The sequence below is a fragment of the Microcoleus anatoxicus genome, assembly GCF_042465725.1.
GTDB classification, from domain to species: Bacteria; Cyanobacteriota; Cyanobacteriia; order Cyanobacteriales; family Microcoleaceae; genus Microcoleus; species Microcoleus anatoxicus.
The window spans coordinates 3,378,364-3,400,528 of record NZ_CP120853.1 but is presented as its reverse complement, the minus strand read 5'-3'; the positions used below and the strand labels follow the sequence as shown (position 1 = coordinate 3,400,528).

Annotated in this window: 19 protein-coding genes; 13 read left to right on the top strand and 6 right to left on the bottom strand. The window is 45.2% G+C overall.

From position 1 onward, the window contains the following. The first annotated feature begins 46 nt into the window (after positions 1–46). Positions 47–487, top strand: a complete 441-nt coding sequence (locus tag P2A85_RS14640) for an NUDIX domain-containing protein (RefSeq protein ID WP_377481497.1) — start codon at positions 47–49, stop codon at positions 485–487. A 155-nt stretch (positions 488–642) separates the two neighbouring features. After that, positions 643–1,557, top strand: a complete 915-nt coding sequence (locus P2A85_RS14635) for an NAD(P)H-dependent glycerol-3-phosphate dehydrogenase (RefSeq protein WP_377473279.1) — start codon at positions 643–645, stop codon at positions 1,555–1,557. A gap of 555 nt (positions 1,558–2,112) precedes the next feature. On the opposite strand, the gene P2A85_RS14630 is transcribed toward P2A85_RS14635, so the two are convergent. Continuing rightward, positions 2,113–4,389 carry a bifunctional (p)ppGpp synthetase/guanosine-3',5'-bis(diphosphate) 3'-pyrophosphohydrolase gene (locus tag P2A85_RS14630; RefSeq protein ID WP_340524156.1) on the bottom strand — a complete coding sequence of 759 codons (2,277 nt, stop codon included), beginning with the start codon at positions 4,387–4,389 and terminating at the stop codon, positions 2,113–2,115. Between the two features lie 359 nt (positions 4,390–4,748). Between P2A85_RS14630 and patD the strand changes: the two genes are divergently transcribed. From patD to P2A85_RS14595, 7 genes are all read left to right on the top strand, one after another. After that, a complete protein-coding gene (gene patD, locus P2A85_RS14625) occupies positions 4,749–5,147 on the top strand; it encodes a heterocyst frequency control protein PatD (RefSeq protein WP_340524158.1) in 399 nt (132 codons plus the stop codon). A 47-nt stretch (positions 5,148–5,194) separates the two neighbouring features. After that, positions 5,195–5,776 carry a zf-TFIIB domain-containing protein gene (locus tag P2A85_RS14620; RefSeq protein ID WP_377473276.1) on the top strand — a complete coding sequence of 194 codons (582 nt, stop codon included), beginning with the start codon at positions 5,195–5,197 and terminating at the stop codon, positions 5,774–5,776. Between the two features lie 173 nt (positions 5,777–5,949). Continuing rightward, positions 5,950–7,716 (top strand): dipeptide ABC transporter ATP-binding protein, encoded by a 1,767-nt coding sequence (locus tag P2A85_RS14615; protein ID WP_377473274.1) that lies wholly within the window; start codon positions 5,950–5,952, stop codon positions 7,714–7,716. Positions 7,717–7,812: 96 nt separating this feature from the next. Further along, positions 7,813–8,883, top strand: coding sequence for an RNA polymerase sigma factor, RpoD/SigA family (locus tag P2A85_RS14610; protein ID WP_340550366.1), 1,071 nt, complete (start codon positions 7,813–7,815; stop codon positions 8,881–8,883). A 102-nt stretch (positions 8,884–8,985) separates the two neighbouring features. Further along, the gene (locus tag P2A85_RS14605) at positions 8,986–9,471 is read left to right on the top strand and encodes a GNAT family N-acetyltransferase (RefSeq protein ID WP_377473271.1); all 486 of its coding nucleotides are present in this window, start codon (positions 8,986–8,988) and stop codon (positions 9,469–9,471) included. 77 nt (positions 9,472–9,548) lie between these two features. Continuing rightward, positions 9,549–9,755, top strand: a complete 207-nt coding sequence (locus P2A85_RS14600) for a glycogen debranching protein (RefSeq protein WP_341734958.1) — start codon at positions 9,549–9,551, stop codon at positions 9,753–9,755. 99 nt (positions 9,756–9,854) lie between these two features. Further along, complete coding sequence (locus P2A85_RS14595; RefSeq protein WP_377473268.1) at positions 9,855–10,064, top strand: hypothetical protein; 210 nt, start codon at positions 9,855–9,857, stop codon at positions 10,062–10,064. Here P2A85_RS14595 and P2A85_RS14590 read toward each other — a convergent pair. Then, entirely contained in the window at positions 10,061–13,693 is a 3,633-nt protein-coding gene (locus P2A85_RS14590) for a CHAT domain-containing protein (protein WP_377473266.1), read from the bottom strand. The genes P2A85_RS14595 and P2A85_RS14590 overlap by 4 nt on opposite strands. A gap of 181 nt (positions 13,694–13,874) precedes the next feature. Next, positions 13,875–15,143 (bottom strand): aspartate aminotransferase family protein, encoded by a 1,269-nt coding sequence (locus P2A85_RS14585; RefSeq protein ID WP_377473264.1) that lies wholly within the window; start codon positions 15,141–15,143, stop codon positions 13,875–13,877. 378 nt (positions 15,144–15,521) lie between these two features. Between P2A85_RS14585 and P2A85_RS14580 the strand changes: the two genes are divergently transcribed. After that, positions 15,522–16,799: a ribulose bisphosphate carboxylase small subunit gene (locus P2A85_RS14580; protein WP_377473261.1), complete on the top strand. Its 1,278-nt coding sequence runs from the start codon at positions 15,522–15,524 to the stop codon at positions 16,797–16,799. Here the strand turns inward: P2A85_RS14580 and P2A85_RS14575 are convergent. Next, a complete protein-coding gene (locus tag P2A85_RS14575) occupies positions 16,777–17,166 on the bottom strand; it encodes a hypothetical protein (RefSeq protein ID WP_377473259.1) in 390 nt (129 codons plus the stop codon). The genes P2A85_RS14580 and P2A85_RS14575 overlap by 23 nt on opposite strands. 224 nt (positions 17,167–17,390) lie before the next feature. Between P2A85_RS14575 and P2A85_RS14570 the strand changes: the two genes are divergently transcribed. After that, positions 17,391–17,966: a Uma2 family endonuclease gene (locus P2A85_RS14570; protein ID WP_377473257.1), complete on the top strand. Its 576-nt coding sequence runs from the start codon at positions 17,391–17,393 to the stop codon at positions 17,964–17,966. A 265-nt stretch (positions 17,967–18,231) separates the two neighbouring features. On the opposite strand, the gene P2A85_RS14565 is transcribed toward P2A85_RS14570, so the two are convergent. Beyond that, on the bottom strand, positions 18,232–18,528 hold the full coding sequence (locus P2A85_RS14565) for a hypothetical protein (protein WP_377473255.1): 297 nt from the start codon (positions 18,526–18,528) through the stop codon (positions 18,232–18,234). 112 nt (positions 18,529–18,640) lie between these two features. Between P2A85_RS14565 and P2A85_RS14560 the strand changes: the two genes are divergently transcribed. Next, complete coding sequence (locus tag P2A85_RS14560) at positions 18,641–19,960, top strand: IS4 family transposase (protein WP_377481315.1); 1,320 nt, start codon at positions 18,641–18,643, stop codon at positions 19,958–19,960. Between the two features lie 61 nt (positions 19,961–20,021). Here P2A85_RS14560 and P2A85_RS14555 read toward each other — a convergent pair whose 3' ends face one another. Next, positions 20,022–21,395 carry an ATP-binding protein gene (locus tag P2A85_RS14555; RefSeq protein WP_377473253.1) on the bottom strand — a complete coding sequence of 458 codons (1,374 nt, stop codon included), beginning with the start codon at positions 21,393–21,395 and terminating at the stop codon, positions 20,022–20,024. Positions 21,396–21,970: 575 nt separating this feature from the next. Here P2A85_RS14555 and P2A85_RS14550 point away from each other — a divergent pair. Then, complete coding sequence (locus tag P2A85_RS14550; RefSeq protein WP_333151248.1) at positions 21,971–22,153, top strand: hypothetical protein; 183 nt, start codon at positions 21,971–21,973, stop codon at positions 22,151–22,153. Positions 22,154–22,165: the final 12 nt, after the last annotated feature.

Sequence of the window (22,165 nt, the reverse complement as noted above, 5' to 3'; positions counted from 1 at the left end):
ATGCCCAATTCCCAATTCCCAATTCCCAATGCCCATGCCCAACAAAATGACTTATCAAAATCCTACCCCTACAGTTGATATTATCATCGAATTAGTCGATCGCCCCCACCGCCCGATCGTACTCATAGAACGTCGCAATCCTCCCTACGGCTGGGCGATTCCCGGCGGCTTCATGGATTGTGGCGAATCCGCAGAAACAGCCGCCAAACGGGAAGCCTTAGAAGAAACCAAATTAGAAGTAGAATTAATCGAGCAATTCTACGTTTATTCCGATCCAAATCGCGACCCCCGCAAACATACTCTCAGTATTGTCTTCCTAGCTTCCGCCACCGGAATTCCTGAAGCTGCTGACGATGCTAAAAATTTAGAAATATTTGAATCTTGGCGTATTCCGGCCCAATTGTGCTTCGATCACGATCGCATTTTACGCGATTATTGGCGATACCGTCATTATGGACTGCGACCGCAATTGACAGTTGACAGTTGACAGTTGCCGTACCCTGAGCGTAGTCGAAGGGTTAGTTGTTAGTTGTTATGTTTTGGTGACAATAACCAAATAACCAATGCCCAATGCCCAATGTCCGATGCCCAATTCCCCCATTACCAATTCCCAATTCCCCATAAACAATTCCCAATTACCCAATGGCAATCTTGACAATATTAGGCGGAGGTGCTTGGGGTTCAGCCTTGGCAAATCTAGCAACTAAAAAAAGTAATCAAGTTCATTTGTGGTCGCGCCGCAGTTCTTTTGAGCTAGAGTCTGTTATAACAGGTACGGATGTTGTGGTTTCGGCAGTTTCCATGAAAGGAGTTGCCGCTACAGTCGATCGACTTCTGTCCACAAATCTAAGCCCTAACACCATTATAGTTACTGTTACCAAAGGTTTAGACCCCGCCACTACTCGTACTCCTTCACAAATTTGGCAAACAGCTTTTCCTCGCCATCCGATTGTGGTGCTTTCTGGTCCCAATCTTTCTGAGGAAATTCGGCAGGAATTACCCGCTGCAACAGTAGCAGCTAGTTCAGATTTAGCAGCAGCTAAGCAGGTGCAGCATATTTACAGTTCCGAAATTTTTCGGGTTTATATCAATCAAGATCCCTTGGGAACTGAATTAGGTGGTACCCTGAAAAATGTATTTGCGATCGCCGCTGGTGTGTGCGACGGTTTACAATTAGGAACAAATGCAAAATCTGCTTTGCTAACTCGTGCTTTGCCGGAAATGATTCGAGTTGGTGTTCGTTTGGGCGCTCACGCAGAAACTTTTTATGGCTTGTCAGGCTTGGGAGATTTACTCGCTACGTGTAATAGTTCTTTATCGCGCAATTACCGTGTTGGTTTTGGATTGGCTCAAGGTAAATCTTTAGAGCAAATTTTGCACGAATTACAAAGCACGGCTGAGGGAGTAAATACTACCAATGTTTTGATTGATTTAGCTAATCAACGTGCTATTGAAGTACCTGTTTCCCGTCAAGTTTACCGTTTGCTCAATGGTGAAATTACTCCCGAACAAGCAGTTTTAGCTCTGATGGAACGAGATTTGAAACCGGAAATATAAGCATGGGCATGGAGATGGGAAGAGGGGGAGAGGGAGAGATGGGGAGATGGGGAGGTGGGGCGATGGGGCGATCGCGGGAACCCCCGGAACCATTGGTGTCAACTTAAGACTGAAAGCCTTGATAAATGTCGCTTTTACCTAAGTCTAGATCCCCCTAAATCCCCACCCCCCCCTAGCCCCCCCCAAGGGGGGAAGGGGGACTTTGATCGGAATCTTGTCCCCCCCTTCTTAAGGGGGGCTAGGGGGGATCTGGATTTAATAGTCAAACAGCAATCTGTGACTAGGTTTGACGTTAAGTTGACACCAATGCCCCGGAACCCACCCCCGGCCCCTCCTTGGAGGGGAGGAAGAGGGGGATCTAGACTGGGGTAAAAACCAGATTTCTCAGGGCTTTCAGGCTTAAGTTGACACCAATGGGCACTGCCTTGTCCTGATTTCGGGTAATATTACCAACTAACAAATAACAACTAACAACTAACCATGCCCAATTCCCAATCCCCAATTCCCCATGCCCAATTCCCCATGCCCAATGCCCTATTCCCAATGCCCAATTCCCTATTCAGTCACTTGACTGAGCCGCCGCAAATTCAAAATATCGCTCATATTTTTAATTTGCATACAAGTGCGCTCGAACTGTTCTTTATCCTGGATATCCATGCACAAGTCAATTAAGGCTGGAAAACCGGGATATGTTTTTACTTGAGCGCTGCGGACGTTGACCTGATTGTCTTTTAAATGCGATAATACATCATTGAAAACTCCTACTCGGTCTAGGGCTTCAATTTGAATATTAACCGCATAAGTATTCGGGCGACTGCCATTGCGAGGGCTCGCATTCCAACTCACAGGAACCAGCCGATCCCCCGGCACACACTCAACGTTTACACAACCTTGTCGGTGAATAGAAATGCCACGGGTGCGAGTCACAACTCCAATAATTGCTTCCCCCGGAATTGGACAACAGCAGCCTGACAAATGATAAAGTAATCCTTCAACACCTGCGATCGGCGATTTGCTCGGAGATGAACTCGGCACTGGTTTAGGTGGCATCATCACAGGTATTTGTGTAGGCAATTCCTGAGCTGAACCCACGGTGGCAACTTCAACTTTTTGGCGGATTTTTACCAAATCTTGGATGCGATTTACTACCAGATTTAATGTCAGTTCGCCGTAGCCTAAACCAGCTAATAAATCTTCGACGCTGTGGTAATTGCAGCGATGGGCTACGGATTGCATCGGTTCGGATTTGAGCAAAGATTCAAAGCCACTTTTGCCTAATTCTTTTTCCAATAATTCCCTGCCGCGGGCGATATTTTCATCTCGGTGCGATCGCTTAAACCACTGTCTAATTCGGTTTTTCGCTCCGTTTGTTTTGACAAAGTTCAGCCAGTCTAAACTGGGACTACCATTTTTTTTAGTCATAATTTCGACAATATCGCCATTCTTTAAAACAGTGTCTAGTGTCACCATCCGCCCGCCTGCCCGCGCCCCGGTGCAATGATTGCCGATTTCGGTGTGAATGCGATAAGCAAAATCTACTGGTGTGGAACCTTTATTGAGAGCAATGACATCTCCGTTGGGAGTAAAAACATAGATATCTTCGTCAAATAAGTTGTCTTTAATGCTTTCTAAATATTCCCGATCGTCTTTCAGGTCGCTTTGCCATTCTAGCAGTTGCCGCAGCCAAGTAAATTTCTCGTCGTCTCCGGTGACTTTCGTATTGCTAGAACCACCTGTTTCTTTGTATTTCCAGTGAGCCGCAATCCCGTACTCTGCGATGTGGTGCATTGCTACTGTACGAATTTGCACTTCGATGGGCCGGCCGCTGGTTCCGATTACTCCTGTGTGCAAAGATTGATAGCGATTTGCCTTCGGTAAACCGATATAATCTTTAAAGCGGCCTGGTATGGGGCGGAAAGAATCGTGGACGATCGCCAAAGCTCGATAACAGTCATCATTAGTTTCGACAATTATCCGCACCGCAGCAATATCATAAAGTTGGTGAAACCCTTTTTGACTGCGCTGCATCTTCCGATAAATCCCGTACAAATGTTTGGGACGGCCGCTAAGTTCATAGCATTTTATGCCTAATTTTTCAAGTCTTTCTAGCAAACTATTTGTAACTTCTGCCAGTTGAATTTCGCGATCGGACCGTTTGACAGCCACTAAATCCTGAATTTCGCGGTAAGCATCCGGTTCCAGGTATTTAAAAGCTAAATCTTCCAATTCCCACTTAAACCGACCGATACCCAAACGATTCGCCAGGGGAGCAAAAATTTCTCGTGTTTCTAGGGCAATGCTGCGGCGCTTTTCTTCTGGCAGATGCTCCAAAGTCCTCATGTTGTGCAGCCTGTCTGCCAACTTGACGACAATGACTCGAATATCTTTAGCCATTGCTAAAAACATCCGCCGAAAATTTTCAGCTTGGCGTTCAGTTTTGCTGGAAAAATTAAATTTAGAAAGTTTTGTTACCCCTTCCACCAACTGTCGCACTTCATAGCCGAACTTTTGTTCCAAATCTTCGGCAGTCACGTCTGTATCTTCAACAACGTCGTGAAGGAAGCCCGCTGCGATCATGGCACTGTTAGCACCCATATAGCGTAGCATCCCAGCCACAGCTATCGGATGGCAAATGTAAGGTTCTCCTGACTTTCGGTATTGTCCTTCGTGCAAGTCAAGGGCAAATTCAAAGGCCTGACAAATTAAGTTGTTGCCAGTGGGACAATGGGAGCTAGAGTCTGCTTCTAGGGTCGATCGGGCATTGAGGCATTCTTGTAGCCAATCGGGAACGATCGCAGGATCGATAGCAGGAGTGAGAGTTTGAGCATTCATGGTAGGCACCTTTAAAACTTACAAATACAAATGGTGAAAAGTCTGTGTTCGGTTCAATTGCCAAAAATATGTGTTTAGCTATACTAAACTAATTAGATGTCAGAAGTTGCAATCGCCAAAAAGAGTGAATTTTTTTTGTCAACTATAGCGATTTAATTCCACATCGCCGCCCATACCAGGGAGGAAAATATAGTGACACTATGGTAGCCCCTGCGGGATACCGATACTGTAGAATCAGAATATTTGGGCAGTGAGAGGTCAGGCAAGGGCGATCGAGTTATGCCCTCGGTTCCCAAAAATCTCACTAACTTTAAGAAAAGCTCTACTTTGATTATAAATAGAAATTGATTTACAAAACTATGATCTTGTCCGAAAATCGCTATCAGGGGTATCACAAATTAAAGCAAGCACTCGAACAGCTCCAAAAAACTGCTGCACAGGATAATCTCGATCGAGCTGGACTGATGGCGGAATACAAAAAAGTGCAACAATTTTTCGGAAACCAAATTATGACAACCGACAACAGTGAGTTAGAACCCTCAGAAACACCCGCAGAACAGTCCTACCTGACGGAAATTCACAAGCAACTGCGAATGTTGGGTACAGATGTCACATTTTTGCAAGCATCCCGCCAGCCAGCGACAGCGACAGCCAGACAAACTGCGGCGATGGAGAGGATTAACACGCTAATTGGCTACTGCGGTGTGCTGCTGCCCAAAAATTATGTAGCTTTAGATACCGCCCAAAAGGCAGAATAAACAACTGAGTTAACCAAGAATTGAGCAGGTAAGGAGAAATTAAAGCCGTGGAATGTCCAAAATGCAAACATCCCAACTTAGAGGGTGGCACTTTAGCCGGTGCTATTTCGGTGCAATGGTGTCCCAACTGTTATGGTATATGGATTCCAGGCCGAGAATACGAAACTTGGCAAAAAAACCAGCGCCAGTGGTCCCTCAAATCCGACAAACGGGAGACAGCCACTGTCGGCATAGAATTTACACCATCTCCCTACGACAGCAAAGCAGCCCTGTGTCCCGAAGATGGTCACTATCTGTCGCGAACAAAAGTTCCTTTTAGCAGAATGCCGTTTTACATAGAGCGGTGTACGCTGTGTGGCGGAATTTGGTGCGATAACGGTGAGTGGGACATTCTCGAAAGTTTAGGATTCCACACCGAGATTGACCAAATGTTTTCTCCCACCTGGCAAGCTAAAGCCCGCTTGCAGGAACTGGCCGAAAGGGAACGCCAAGTCCTGATAGAAAAGCTAGGTCCAGACATCGGCGGCTATGTGTTGGAACTTGCAGAAGTTTTAGCAGATCATCCCCATGCAGATTGTGCGGCTACTTATATACTGCGGAAAGCTGAGTTGAAGCGAAAGGAAATTTAGTCCTTTGTGAGTTGACAGTTGACAGTTGACTGTTAACTGTTAACTGTTGACAGTTGACAGTTGACAGTTGACAGTTGAGAGTAAAAAAAACAACGAATAACAAACAACGAATAACAAATAACTAAGGACTAAGGACTAAGGACTAAGGACTAAGGACTAAGGACTAATAACTAATGACTAATGAATATTCTTTGTTTTGCGTCGAAAATCTACGAGTAGCTTATCCTCAGCGCCGAGGCCAATCCGGTTGGGCCGTTGACGGCGTTTCCCTGACACTGCAACCGGGAGAAAAGCTGGGATTAGTTGGGGAATCGGGATGCGGCAAGTCAACTTTGGGACGGGCGGCGATGCGTTTGCTGCCGGAGTCAACCCTGATTGAAGGGCAAGTTCTGTTTACTGGAGAGTCAATATTTGAAATGAATGCTTCGCGACTCAGAGGGTTTCGGGGCGAAGCTGTGGCACTGATTTTTCAAGACCCCATGACTCGCCTCGATCCTTTGATGACTGTCGGTCAACATTGTATTGAAACTTTGCAGGCTCATCGACCGAATTTGTCGAGAAAGGAAGCTAAAAAACGGGCGATTGAAGTTTTGGAATCTGTAAAAATTCCGGCTTCTCGTTGGTCACAATTTCCTCACGAATTTAGTGGCGGAATGCGCCAAAGAGTGGCAATTGCTTTGGCTCTTTTGCTCGAACCTAAATTAATTGTGGCGGATGAACCAACTACCAGTTTGGATGTTACTGTCGCGGCCGAGATTTTGCAGGAATTAACGCGACTGTGTGCCCAACGGGGAACGGCTATTTTGTTGATTTCTCACGATTTGGCGATGGTGGCTGAGTATTGCGATCGCATTGCGGTGATGTATGGTGGCAAAGTGGTAGAAACCGGACCTGTGGAGCAAGTTTTTCAACAGCCACAACACGAATATACTCGATCGCTCTTAAAAGCAGCTTTGCACATTCAGAAGGAAGAATACAACCCCGTACCCGGAGAATATAACCCCCCCCTACCCCCCCCAAGGGGGGAAAATCAGCCCCTTCCAAGGGGGGAAAGTCAAGCCCTCCCTAACCTCTCCCAAGAAAGTCTTGCCCTCCCTAGCATGGAAGGGGGGAACGAGGAAAGCAATTCTCCTCTGTTGAGAGTGACAAATTTGCAGCAGCACTACAGTTTAGAAAGCAATTTATTAGAACAGTTATTTTCTCGGAAACGTGATGTAATTAAAGCAGTAGATGGGGTTAATTTCCAGCTAAAACAGGGAGAAATCCTAGGGCTGGTAGGGGAGTCAGGCTGTGGCAAAAGTACATTATCACGGACGATTTTGCAGCTAATTCCCTCAACAGGTGGCAAAGTGGAATTTCAGGGAATAAATTTGACAGCCCTGACTAGGGATGCTGTCAGGAAACACCGCCGCCAAATGCAAATGGTATTTCAAGACCCCCACGCTTGTTTGAATCCAATGATGACTGTGGGAGAAAGTATTGCTGACCCTTTATTGATTCACAAACTAGCTAATACCCGCGAAGCTAAAAGACAAGTAATCCAAATGTTAGAGCGGGTGGGTTTGACTCCTGGGGAAGATTTTTTTAGTCGCTATCCAGCGGAATTGTCAGGAGGACAACAGCAGCGGGTTTCCATCGCCCGCGCTTTGATTACTCGCCCACAATTGATTATTTGCGACGAACCGGTGAGTATGCTGGATGCGAGTGTTCAAACGCAGGTTTTAGAACTGATGTTGGAATTGAAGCAGGAATTTAATCTCACTTATTTGTTTATTACCCATGATTTGTGGGTGGCGCGATTTTTTTGCGATCGCATTGCAGTGATGAATGCTGGCAAAATTGTGGAAATTGGCAAGACTAGGGATATTTTTACGAATCCACAGCACCCTTACACTCAGCAGTTGTTGCAAGCGGCTCCTTTATTGGCTCGAACCAATTGATTTTGGATTTTGAATTGGGGATTTCGGGAATTTGGCTTTAAATTCGTTAAAGTAAAGGCAGACATTTGAAATCATTCCACCGACACCAAGCACCATATGGCAGAATCTGACCTAGGCAGTTTTGCGGTGGCACCGGAAGCCTCATTCGCGATCGCAGAAGAAGACATCGAGATCGATCTGCCGATTTTAACTCGCTCGTCAGCATACAACAACTGGTCTGCCGACGATCCCGTCGGAGCTTTGTTCAAGGAAATGGCTCGCTATCCTCTGCTGAGTGCGGCCGAAGAGGTAGAATTAGCCCGTCGCGTCCAAGAATTGGTAGCCCTTGAGGAACTAGAACAGAGTTTGAAGCAGGAATTGGGGAGAATTGCCACAAAAGCTGAACTCGCAGCGGCTTTGGGTTTGAGCGAAACTCAACTGCAAAATCTCCGGTATCAGTGTCAGTCAGCGAAACGGAAAATGATTAGCTCAAATTTGCGGTTGGTGGTTTCCATCGCCAAACGCTATCTCAACCGGGGCGTGCCTTTTCTCGATTTAATTCAAGAAGGGGCTTTGGGTTTAAATCGAGCAGCCGAAAAATTCGATCCAGAGAAAGGTTACAAATTTTCTACCTATGCCTATTGGTGGATTCGCCAGGGAATTACTCGCACAATTGCCAATCAAGGGCGGACGATTCGATTACCTGTTCACATTGTCGAACAATTAAATAAGCTAAAAAGAGTTTATCGGGATGTGAGGCGCTCTCTCCAACGCAATCCCACCGAAGCTGAACTTGCTAAAGCCATGGAAGTTACTTGCGAACAACTTCGTTACCTCCAGCAAGTACGCCGACAATCTTTGTCTCTCAACCACCGTATCGGCTCGGAAGAAAGTTCGGAACTGTTGGATGTGATAGAAGATAGTGTGACCCAATCTCCTGAAGCTCAGATGAATGAGATGATGATGCGCCAAGATATTTTGGAGGTGTTGGACAATATTTTGACAGAGCGGGAAAAAGAGATTGTGGCAATGCGTTATGGCTTAGTAACCGGGGAACCTTATACTTTAGAAGAGGTGAGTAGTTTGTTCAATTTGTCGCGGGAACGAGTGCGTCAAATTCAAAATAAGGCGATGCGGAAACTCCGGCGACCTCAAGTGACAGAACGCTTGAAGGGCTGGCTGAAATAAGATCATTCGGCGGTTGAAACCGCTACTACAGAAACAAAGTCCGCCTCCGCGGACTCAGAAATAATGGTATTTTAATGTTTGATTGTCATTTACTACTTGTTTATGTCTTATGAGGTAATTTTGCGTCCAGCTACGCGGGCAGATGTGCCGATGCTGTTTGATTTGATTAAAGCTTTGGCTGAGTACGAAAAGTTATCTGATGCTGTCACGGGGAGTGCTGTGGATTTGGAGAATCATCTGTTTGGCGATCGACCTTTTGCCGAAGCAATTTTAGCAGAGTCCGAAGGTCGAGTGGTGGGCTGGGCGCTGTTTTTTCACAACTATTCGACTTTTCTGACTCAGCCGGGAATTTACTTGGAAGATTTGTTTGTCCTCCCTGAGTTTCGAGGGCGGGGAATTGGCAAGTCTTTGATAGTATATTTAGCGCAGTTGACAGTCGATCGCGGCTGCGGGCGTTTGGAATGGAGTGTGTTGGATTGGAATGAATTGGCGATCGGATTTTACAAAGGCATAGGTGCTAATGTGATGCCCGATTGGCGGATTTGTCGGCTAGCGGGGGAATCTCTGGCGACTTTGGCCTCAAAGTAATTCAGATCGAGCTAGGAGTAAAAACAAGTGGCACAGGCATCTTGCCTGTGGTAAAAAGTAAATTAGGAGAGTAAATTGTGATTATTTGGGTAAACGAACAAATCGATCCATCAGGCATTCTCTATGCTTGCATTGCCTGTGTCAATGAGACTCAAGCTAAACAATGCCATGATTCTTTTGAACAGAACTTGACCCCAGAACAAAAAAAACAGGGCTGGGTTGCTACATTGCGCACTGTCAGCGCTTGGGATGAAGTACCTGTTAATGCTTTGAAATTGAATTAATCAGTGTAATTCAGTTAATTTCAACTCCTCGTATTTGGAACCTACATATTTGGTGTATTTATTGCTAGTTATTACGGACATTCCCAGGAAAAGAATAACTTGTTTACTCAGCTAAAAGATGTGCTAACAGTCCCCGCATTGTGGGCATTTTTAATTGGTATTTTCACCAAAAATATCACCTTACCGGAGACAGTAGAATTGGGATTGCAAGCAGGAGTTTGGTTCGTAATTGCCAGTGCTTTGCTATTAGTTGGTATTCGGCGGTTAAATAATTCCGATACAACCGGAATTAATATCACTAATAACTAAACCCCAGCAGCAGTAAAAGCCGCCCAGTAATAAGGATTAGCAAAAGGATGAGGCTTGCGGTTGCGAATTTGTTGCAAAGAAGCTTCAGCACTAAGGCGAGAACTTTGAGGAAGTCTGTCGAAAATTTGGGAAATTTGAGGTTGAAAATCAGCCAGCAGCCGATCCAAATCCTCGCCATTCAAATCTCGCAGCCACCTTTGAGCATGATTGAGGGCGTAAGCGACATCTCCCGTTTGCAACCTGGGAAAATTGGCTACATTTTCATAAAATTTGCTCATCAGCAGCAGCGTCGAAACATCATTTACCTTCCACAGACTGCTGACAACACTAGAAGTACCAGCATAGAGCAATGCCGCCGCAAATCCCACAGAGTCACCATCATGACTGATGCCACTTTTCTCATTTTCGCAAGCAGATAAAGTGACTAAAAAGTATTGCCGAAAATCCCAATTAACGATTTCCTCTAAAGTCAAACAATCATCAGGAAAAGACAAACATGATTTCAGAGGGGAAGCCAAATTTTGCAAAGCTAAACAAGCAAAATGAGCGACTTTTTTCGAGGATAACTGTCCTGTTGTTACTGCTACATCCCCATGCAGATTACCAGCAACAGCATTCTTAACAGCTTGTTTATTTATCTGCTTAGGACGCAAAACTTCCGCACTGGAAAAATATTGGCAAATATGGGCGACTTCAATATTGCTGTAGAGACCATCTTTATTAAAATTGGGAACTGCTACCAGTTGCTGCAATCGGGGTCGATATCTACCAATAGCACTGCTGCGCGTAATTTGTGTCAAGCGCCATAGCTGACAGGTAGGAGCATAGCGAATTCCTCCGACAAATCGATCGATCAAATAAGTAGCAGGTGGTTGTAGGTTGCTAAAAGCCGAACCTTGAGAAAAGTCTGAACCGATGAGGGTATCCAAATCCGAACCGGTACGATCGACTCCGGGAAACCGAGAATTTGTCACCCCTTCAAAAAATAACTCTCCCATCCCTAGGGGCAAACCGTGGAGGGGCAAACCGTGTAAAAATCGGTGTGGTACAAAAATCAGCCGATCGCAATTTTCCGGCACCTGGGAAACTACTTGGTCTATTTCCAGCAACGTGGCCAAGCGGTTGAGTCTAGCCTGGAGCTGATTGATCCAGCGACCTTTTTGGTCAGAATAAGCGCTATGATACTCTGATATCCAATTTTCGAGTTCCAAAGCATTTTTAGTCGAACAAACGTGTACAGCGGGATATGTGCCATTAGTCAGAACCACAAAAGCGACCAATACCTCCCCCAAACTAGCCCACACCACCGCAGCACAATTGTCATCCGGTAACAATTCGCGAATTTGCTCAAACCCGATCGGTTGAACTTTACGAACTAAACTCAAGAAAGGGTCTTTTGGCTCCACTTCCCTAGCTATCAACTCGTCCAACTGCTGCCAGAGTTGATTGAGGTGCGTACAATCTGAGTTCCCCAAGAGGGAACCACTGTTCAAACCTTGGCTATCATCCCCAGGGGTAATCAGGACACTGACACCATCAGTAACTCCCTGTTCTTGGTGCTGCTGTTGGGCCATAATTTCCCGTCGCAAGCACTCCAACTCCTCTCGAATGATTGGGGGGATGTCGCCTTTAGGAGTTAGTTGGCATTTCACCAGCAGTTCTACCAAATTCAGGGATTTGTGGCGTTCTGTGTATTCGAGCGCTTTGGCATAATAGCCCGGTTTAGTTGCGCCCAGTTCCAGGCAAACTTGTACCAGGGCTTTGTAGAGTCGAGTCCAGGTGCGAGTAAATTTTAGCTTCTGGGGCATCCCTCGATCGCCGGCATCACACAAATCAACCGTAGCTTCGCAGCGCAAGAATTCCACAGTATCGACAGCAGCAGCAAAAACACTGTAAGCTCGGAGCAATTGACCGTTAAGTCGGTGAGCCTGACCCAAATAAAACAAAGTTTGAGCCAAGCGGTGGGGATGAGTTTCGCGAGTGTAGACTTGGCCTGCATTGTGATAACAGGCGATCGCCGTTTGAAGGTGAGACGAGCTTTCGGTATCCGTCAATTCACAAAAAGCTTGACCCAAATGGTTTTGCAGCATCGCCCAACGCTCTGGAGAGTTTTTGCGAGTGTATACTTTCAAAGCATTTTGATAGCAGGCGATCGCACTTTTGAGGTTGCGGTTTCTTTCCCCTTTGAGATGTTCGCTCAAAGCGCGGCCAAGGTAAGCGCACAACATCGCCCAACGTTCAGGAAACTTTTGGCGATTGCAAAAGAGCAAAGCATTTTGATAGCAACTAATTACTAATTCGATATTGTCAGCTTTCTCACCTTTGACTCGTAGGCTGTAGGCTTTGCCCAGGTAAGTTTGTAGTGTCGCCCATCGTTCGGGAAATTTTTGCCTACTATGAACTTGTAAAGCATCAAGATAGCAGGCGATCGCCATTTCCAAATTTTCGATTCTGTCACCTTTGATGCGATCGATCAAAACCCTGCCCAAATTACTTTGAGTTGTCGCCCACTGAACTGGAAAACCTTCCCTAGTGCGTATTTCCAGAGCTCTTTGATAACAGTTGATAGCGTATTCCAGATTTTCGGCTCTATTTCCCCGGAGGCGAGCGCAATAAGCATTGGCCAAATTATTTTGAGTTGTGGCCCAGCGGCGGGGAGACAACTTGCGGTTGTAGACTTGCAAGGCATTGTAGTAGCAAGCGATCGCCAGTTCCAAATTTTGGGCCCTGTCTCCTCGGAGTCGGCGACTGTAAGCGCGGCCGAGATTATTTTGAGTGCTGGCCCACTCTCCGCCAAAAATCTCGCGGGTGCGGACTAGCAAGGCATTTTGATAGCAATTGATCGCCCTTTCTTGATTGTCTGCTGGATCTCCCCGTAGACGATCGGTGTAAGCATTACCCAGATTGTTTTGCAGCATCGCCCACTGTTCCGGGTACTGTTCTGGAGTCCGAACTTGTAGAGCATTTTTAAAACAAGCAATGGCCAGTTCCAGGTTTTGGGCCCGATCGCCCTTGAGGCGATCGCTGTAAGCATTACCCAGATTATTTTGGAGCACCGCCCAATCTTGAGGAAAGTAAGACCGAGTAAACACCTTAGCTACGGTTTCATAACCTGCGATTTCGATTTCCAAATTATTTGCCTTATTACCAAGGGGAAACCGCCCGATGGCTTTGCTCAAATTGCCAATCAGGGCGCCTAGGCGTCTTGTCTCAACGGAGGTAGCCCCCGGTAGTACCGAACTAGCCCACTGGCGCAGCAGTTGGGCAAAGTTCTGGTCAAGTTTGTCTAAATTATTTCTCAGCAGGGGGTAGACTTGGTGCAAGTCAGGGCTGCGCGTCACTGTTTGCAATACTTCTGCTAAAAAAGTGAGATATGCTTGGGGGGTGGCTGGTAATTGAGCATTTTCCCGCGCCTGCTCTAAGGGTGCAATCACCTTCTGAAAAAATTTCGCCGCTGTGACTAAACCTTCTGGTGTCAGTGGCGGCACTTCCAAGTAAAGCGTTTCCACAGACTCAGAGTCGATCGACTTTGAGTCAATCTTCAAAATCAAATCTGTTCCTGAGTCCCCAGGATTTTCCAGCAGCGCTCGGAGCATATTAAGATCAGTTTTGCGACGCTGTTCGTCCATCGTGAATTCCGCCGAACTATTAACGATAGGATTACTCCCCCGTGCAGCCAATTAAATCAGGAAATGGAGAAATATAAACAAAGGCTTCCCCCAGCTTAGCAAGACTGGGAAGAAGCCCCTCAAAACTATCAAATTCCGAATCAACTCTATTGTGTTGCTATTACAAACAACTGTCGATTTACTAAACCGATTGGGAAGCAAGGGCTTTTTCGACGGCCGCCAAAGCTTGGGCTACTTCAGCCTCTGTGACAATCAGTGGTGGCACAAACCTCAACACTTTCGGCCCGGCGGGAACCAATAGCACTCCAGCCGCGATCGCCGATTTAACGATATCACTGGATGTAAGCGCAATATCAGCTTGCAATTCTAGCCCCACAATCAAGCCCCAGCCGCGCACTTCAGCAATTAAATGGGGATAAGTGGCCGCCATCTGGTTCAGTCCTGCTTTCAACTGTTCACCGCGTTGCTGTACATTTTCTAGAAGGTTTTCCCGTTCTAAAGTTTGACAGACACACAAAGCCACAGCACAAGCAAAGGGATTGCCGCCGAAGGTGCTAGCGTGACTTCCCGGTTCAAATACATCGCAGCTCGATTTGCACAACATAGCGCCGATCGGAATACCGCCACCCAATCCCTTAGCAGAAGTAAAGATATCCGGTTCGATGCCCAGATTTTCGTAGCCCCAATATTTACCCGTGCGTCCCATCCCGACTTGCACTTCGTCGAGAATCAGCAAAATACCTTTTTCGTCACAAATTTCCCGAATTCGTTGGAAGTAAGCGATATCACCGGGGCGAACTCCGCCTTCACCTTGCAGGGCTTCCATCATAATTGCAGCCACTTGGCGTTCGTCTTTGTCTAGTTGTTCGATCGCCTGTTCGATCGCAGCCACGTCATTGTACGGCACATAATGAAATCCTGGCACCAACGGGCTAAAACCCTTTTGGTACTTCGGCTGTCCCGTCGCTGTAATAGTTGCCAGAGTCCGCCCGTGGAAACTAGCATGAGCGGTGATGATAGTCGGATTAGCGATATTTAATTTTTCGTGAGCATACTTGCGGGCGAGTTTAATCGCAGCTTCATTAGCTTCCGCGCCAGAGTTACAAAAGAAAACGCGATCGGCACAAGAATGATCTACAAGCCACTTAGCCAGCTCACCCTGTACGGGGATATAGTAAAGGTTAGAGACATGATGTAGCGTCTTAATTTGCTTAGTTACGGCTTCGATCAGAGCCGGGTGAGCGTGTCCCAGAGTGCAAGTAGCAATACCCGCAACAAAATCCAGATATTCGCGGCCGACCGTATCCCAAACACGGCAGCCTTCACCCCGTTCTAGGGCAATATTAAAACGCCCGTAGGTTGTCATTACATACTTGTCAAAGCTTTCAGAACTAAACGGACTAGCTTCGGATTCGACTAAGAGTTCTTTGAGTAAGGTTTGTGGACTCACGAATTGCTCCTTAAAAAATTATATTAGGACTCACTATAAATCCCAGAAACCGGGTTTTTCACGAAAAGACGAGTTGTAACCGACATCTTGCACCATTCTCAATAAGCTGTAGGGGCGGGTTCACCATTAGCCTTAAAGCTTGTAGACAGGTTAAGTAAACCCGCCCTCCCCCATCGAAAATACCTTTATTGACATTGGTGCAAGATCTCAGTTGTAACCGAAAGATTTGATAAAAAACCCAGTTTCTTTGGCGAAGTGCATAAGTCCTGTATGTACAAGTCTTGATTGTACGACAAAAATTCAGTTTAACGATATAGTCTGCCAGTTATGTCATAAAATCATAACAGCAAAAGCAATTAATCTTCCACCAATCTACCGATGAGTTATTATATTTCTCCTAACTTTCTCGATAAAGTTGCAGTACACATCACTAAGAACTTTTTAAATTTACCAGGAGTCAGAGTTCCCCTAATTCTGGGAATTCACGGCCGCAAAGGAGAAGGCAAAACATTCCAATGCGAACTGGTTTTCCGGCGCATGGGTTTTGAACCAGTCATGATATCTGGCGGCGAATTAGAAAGTCCAGATGCGGGAGATCCTTCGCGTTTGATCCGCTTGCGCTATCGAGAAGCTGCGGAACAAATTCGGGTGCGCGGTGAAATGTGCGCGATTTTTATTAATGATTTGGATGCTGGTGCTGGCAGATTTGATTCTAATACTCAGTATACTGTCAATACTCAGATGGTCAATGCGACTCTGATGAATATTGCTGATAATCCAACTAACGTCCAGTTACCCGGAAGTTATGACTCTACTCCCTTACACCGAGTGCCGATTATTGTGACTGGGAATGACTTTACTACATTATACGCGCCTCTAATTCGGGATGGGCGGATGGAGAAATTTTATTGGGAACCGAGTCGGGATGACAAAATTGGGGTTGTCGAGGGGATTTTTGCATCTGATCAATTGTCAAAGTCTGATATAGTGGCTTTGGTGGATAAATTTGCAGGACAGGCGATCGACTTTTTCAGTGCTTTGCGATCGCGCATTTATGACGAACAGATTCGCCAGTTCATTCACACCATAGGAATCGAGCGAGTTTCCAAGCGTTTGGTAAATAGTGCGGAAAAACCACCCGGTTTTCAGAACCCGAATTTCAGCCTCGCTCATTTAGTAGAAATGGGCAATTTAATGGTTGGACAACAGAAGCGGATTCAAGAAATGCGTTTAGTCGATGAATACAATCAATCGCGGTTGTTCAATCTAAAAACTCCGGCCAATGTTGCGGCTGATGTGCCGACACAAAGCCAATCAAACGACCCTTCATCAAAATATTATAAAGCTTACGTCGCACCCGTCGCTGAAATTAGTAAAAGTCAAAGTTCGCGACTGAGTTCCGAAGTATTGGAACAAGTGCAGCAACTTTTAGCCCGTGGCTGTAAAATTGGCATGGAATATGCAGACAATCGCCGATTTAAAACTGGTTCCTGGCAAAGTTGCGCGACAATTCAAACAGCACAGGAACACGAAGTGATTGCATCTTTGGAAACCTGTTTAGCCGAACATGGCGGCGAATACGTGCGGCTAATTGGTATCGATCCGAAAGCAAAACGTAGGGTAGTTGAAACAATCATTCAGCGGCCCAATAGTTAAAATGCTGTAGGGGCGGGTTCACCAACCATTTACGAGCAAAATCGACAAATCTCAAAAACCCGCCCCCACCCAACCACAAATGCTGTAGGGGCGGGTTCACCAACCATTTACGAGCAAAATCGACAAATCTCAAAAACCCGCCCCCACCCAACCACAAATGCTGTAGGGGCGGGTTCACCAACCATTTACGAGCAAAATCGACAAATCTCAAAAACCCGCCCCCACCCAACCACAAATGCTGTAGGGGCGGGTTCACCAACCATTTACGAGCAAAATCGACAAATCTCAAAAACCCGCCCCCACCCAACCACAAATGCTGTAGGGGCGGGTTCACCAACCATTTACGAGCAAAATCGATCAATCTCAAAAACCCGCCCCCACCCAACCACAAATCACCATTTCAAATTAAGGTTGATGCGGGTTATTGGTGTGGTGGGGGCGGGTTTATTTAGATTGTTTATCATCGTTGTATATTGTTGGCGAACCCGCCCCTACAGATCGATCGAAAACAGCAACTGACGCACCTTACTACTAATACTTGATGTGCTACAATCGTTAATAAAGGTCGTTTAGCCACGATAAATTACCGCTATGACTACCCTCACCCTCAACCTCAACCCCATTATTAAGCTGACAGACGATCAGTTTTTCCAACTCTGTCAGGAAAATGAAAATATTAGATTGGAACGTACAGCGAAAGGAGAATTAATCATCATGTCACCAGCAGGAGGAGAAACTAGCAACAGCAATGCAGGATTAACAGCACAGATTTGGAATTGGAATCAGCAAAATAAATTGGGCAAAGTGTTTGATTCCTCAACAGGTTTCAAACTTCCTAATAGTGCAAATAGAGCGCCTGATTCTTCTTGGGTAAAATTAGAACGCTGGAATGCACTAACTCCCGAACAACAAAAGAAATTTCCCCCGATTTGTCCTGATTTTGTCGTCGAGTTAATGTCTCCCAGCGATAGCTTGAAAGAAACTCAGGATAAGATGAAAGAGTATCGAGACAATGGTGCACGTTTGGGTTGGTTAATTAATCGCAAATCGCGACAAGTAGAGATTTATCGTCCGAACCAAGAAGTTGAAGTGTTACAATCTCCAACCACTGTATCAGGTGAAGATGTTCTCCCCGGATTTATTTTGAATCTTGAATCGATTTGGTAATGTACGCGCGAGCGAAGTAAAATAAAGTCGGCGGTTGAAACCGCGTCTACAAAAACAAAGTCCGCCTACGCGGACTAAGAATACTGAGTTTTCACATACTGTTTTAACACAGTCGGCGGTCATTAGTAACAAGTTAGAAGGGAGTAGATTTTGTCAATACCTCTTGGGATAGAAATATTAGGTAATAATAATGATAATCAAATAGGGGTAAGGGTGAGAGAGTCCTCCTGCGGTGGACTCTCTCACCCAAGCACGATTATCATTATTAATAAGTTGTGGACTCGATTGGCGTTGCACCACGATCGATAACAGTGACGGGCGATCGATAACAGTGACAGGCGATCGATAACAGTGACGGGCGATCGATAACAGTGACAGGCGATCGATAACAGTGACGGGCGATCGATAACAGTGACGGGCGATCGATAACAGTGACGGGCGATCGATAACAGTGACAGGCGATCGATAACAGTGACAGGCGATCGATAACAGTGACGGGCGATCGATAACAGTGACAGGCGATCGATAACAGTGACAGGCGATCGATAACAGTTGCGGGCATTGGTATTATCGAAGGATATAATTGACAAATAATTGAGCGATTGTGTAGGTCAGTAAATATGGCTAAAAGTCAGAAAACCAACCGTGACCACGCCAAAAAAACTACAAAACCGATGGTGGAAGACGAGGAGATTGCCTCACAACTATCGGCATTACTAACACCGGCCATTACCTCACAAGAAAATTACTACCGTCAACTAGGTTTACGAGGGAGAATTCTTAACCTACCGTTGATGGTAGCAGCAGTATTAACCCTACTGTGGCGAGAGGTGGCTGGAGTAACAGAACTTACAAGAATGCTGGCAAGGGAAGGTTTTTTGTGGTGCGGACCTACGACAGTCAGTCAACAAGCAATGTCTCAAAGATTCTTAAGTTTTCCCGCCACATTATTTGAGGGAGTATTCAAAAATTTATTACCGAATTTAAGAACTGCTTGGCACCAGAGAAACCAACGACCTTTACCAGAAAGCATTCAATTTACCTTGACCAAATTTTCGAGAATTTGGATAGTAGATAGTTCAACTCTCGAATCATTATTTTGTCAGCTCAAAAGCCTCGAACATATACCCAAAGGGCAGTTGGCAGGAAAAATGGCAACGGTCATAGATTTAATGACCAGACTCCCGGTTGATATTTGGTTTCAGGAAAACCCGAGAGCTTCTGATGTTAAGCTTGAAGAAAATATCCTGCAATTAGTGCCAAGTAAAACCTTACTCTTACTGGATAGAGGATTTTACCATTTTAGCTTTTGGCTCAAATTAATTGAAGCAGATATCCACTTAATTACTCGTTTAAAAAAAGGAGCAGCCATTCAAGTAAAGCAAGTATTTACCAAAAGTTACGACCTGAGAGATAGTCTGGTACGTTTGGGTTCGGGAACAGCAAAAACTCCATTTATTACCTTACGTCTGATTGAAGTTCGTTCGGGTAAAGCTTGGCATTCTTATTTGACAAGCGTACTAGATCCTCAAGTTTTACCACCCTACGTAGTGGCAGATTTATATCGCAGGCGCTGGAGGATTGAAGATGCTTTTAATACCGTAAAAAGGCTTTTGGGATTAAGTTATTTGTGGACAGGTTCTCTCAACGGCATCCAGCTTCAAATTTGGGGGACTTGGATATTTTATGCAATCTTGGTCGATTTAGGTGATGCCGTTGCTGACCGACTATCTTTACCAATAGATTCGATTTCATTAGAGATGATTTACAGGGGTCTTTACCATTTTTATGTGGCTCATCAAAAAGGTAAGGCAACTGACTTGATCGAGTATTTCGCCGCGCCAGAAAATCGAGATTTAGGTATTGTTAAATCTCAACGAAAACCCAACGTTAAGTTAATTGTGGCACCTTTCCCCGATCGACAGCGAGGGTCTGACTGCTTTTTCTTTGAAGCATCTTCTCAAATCCCCTTGACAACAGCCATCCAAGCTTAACTTGTTACCAATGGTCGGCGGTTGAAACCGCGTCTACACAAACAAAGTCCGCCTACGCGGACTAAGAATACTGAGTTTTCACATACTGTTTCAACACAGGATTCAAACTAAACAAAGTTATCTTTTCCTCATCTATTGCATCCAATAAAAACCGATTTCCCAGAGATCGCACTGCATTGACTATTTCTGACGGCGAAAACGGTATTTTGTTGAAACATTGCGACATAGCAACGGGTTCAGGTTGATTAGCCAGGTGAACCATCACCGCCAACTCTGCCGCAGTCAAACGCCCAAAAGGTTGAGATAATTGAAATTGCAACCCTTCATCTAAAATCGGCATTTCGCACTGCAAAAACTCCGAAACTCTGCCCCCAAACAACTCTCGAATCAGTGTTGCAGTCAACTCCAACCACAGAGGATTTCCTTGATAAATGTCAATCAAAGTTTCCCATGTTTCCTCATCGGATAACTTTTGGGATTTCAAAATCTCTTTAGCTGCTACTCCCAAACTTCCCAATTCAAAACATCGCACGGGACGATCGTCTTTTGATAATCTGGCAATTTCTCTGGGTTTTTCCCAACTATTCAATATCAAACAACTTTGATGACAGACATCGGCAATTAGTTTAAAAAATAACTGATAATCTTCATATCCAGTTTTATATTGTCCTGCGAGTTGTCGGCTGGTGAAAAGCATTTGCACGTCATCGAGGACAATCAGACATCGGTACTTTCGCAGGTAATCGAGGATTTGGGAAATTTTGGTTTCGATGTTTTGGGGAATTTCGGATGGTTGGGAAAAGATTTGCAGCAGGTTGGTGAGGGTTGTTTCTAGGGTTGGGGAAAAGCGGAGGCTGCGATAGATGACGTAATCGAATTGGGTTTTGATTTGGTCAATTAGGCGGAGGGAGAGGGTTGTTTTGCCGATTCCGCTGATTCCGAGGAGTGCGATGAGGCGTGTGTGTTCCTGTGTTATCCAGTTTTCGAGGGTGGAGAGTTCGGAAGTGCGATCGAAGAATGTGAATATTTCGGGTGCGTCGCCTAAGTCTATGTGGAGTTGTTTGGGAGTTTGTTGGGGGTTTTGGGGTTCTGTTGGACTTCTCGCCCTTTCTTGACAAATATTGACGTTATTAACTGTTATATTATCGCTACCGATAGTTGATTGATAATTGTTAAAATTTGCCCTTTCCAGTATTGCTCTAACATTTCCTTTACTAACGTCTTCACCGAAGACATCTGATAGTATCTTCCATAATTCAGAAGCGGCAACCCTAACATAACCATCGCTACAATCACGGTCTTGCGCTACTTTTGCTGCATATTTTCGACCTTGGAGGGTTTCTTTTAGAATAGCTTCTTGCAGGTCGTCTAAGTGCTTCCCTGTTTTGGAAAAAACTTTGTCATCGGCAAATCTTAAGACTTCCTTAAGCTCCATAGATCGCGTTTGGGGTAATTTTTCCTGATTATAACTGATTTTTGATAACTTTTTACATAATAAAACATAACTTTTTCTAACGCGAGTGGGTGGGCGATGAGGAAATGGGGTCGTTGTATGATTTTTTTTAGCGAAGGGTGCTAGTAGTCTACTCTTTCAGACATTGCTTTCGAGATTTGCGATCGGGCTGTCTGAGAAGAGTGCCGACATTAACGAAGTCATCCTTGTCCGAAACTGAACTTTAAGTGACTAAGGTAAAAACAAATGGGTAGAAGAAATGAGGTTGGTGGGCCTGTATGTAGCCGTTGCAACAGCACAAAAATGGAAGAGATAAGTAGAAGAACAATAAATCAATACACAGAAAGGGTGGTATATAAATGCCGGGACTGCAAAGAAGAAACTCCCATTGATACTGATGCAGCCCCATAAAAGTTTGATTGATAAAAGTTGCGATCACCAACATTAACATTTACAGGAAAAGTTAAAGGTTGGGCGATCGCTTCACCAAATCTGCTAATTAGAGTTCAGTTAATACTGAGATTGAGTAGAATCTTACAAAAATCAAGGGAGTAGTTATGGCTAGAAAACACATGGGTACAGTTAAAACGCCGACAGATTCTTCTTACGATTATTATTGGGATGAAGATACTGGCGAAGTATATGTTGGAAATGAATCTGCTGGTAAAGCCTCATCTGCTGAGGAAGCTTGGCGTAAAGCGAATTTCTACGCAACTACGCTTCAGAAATGGAAGGATTGATTGAGAAAAATT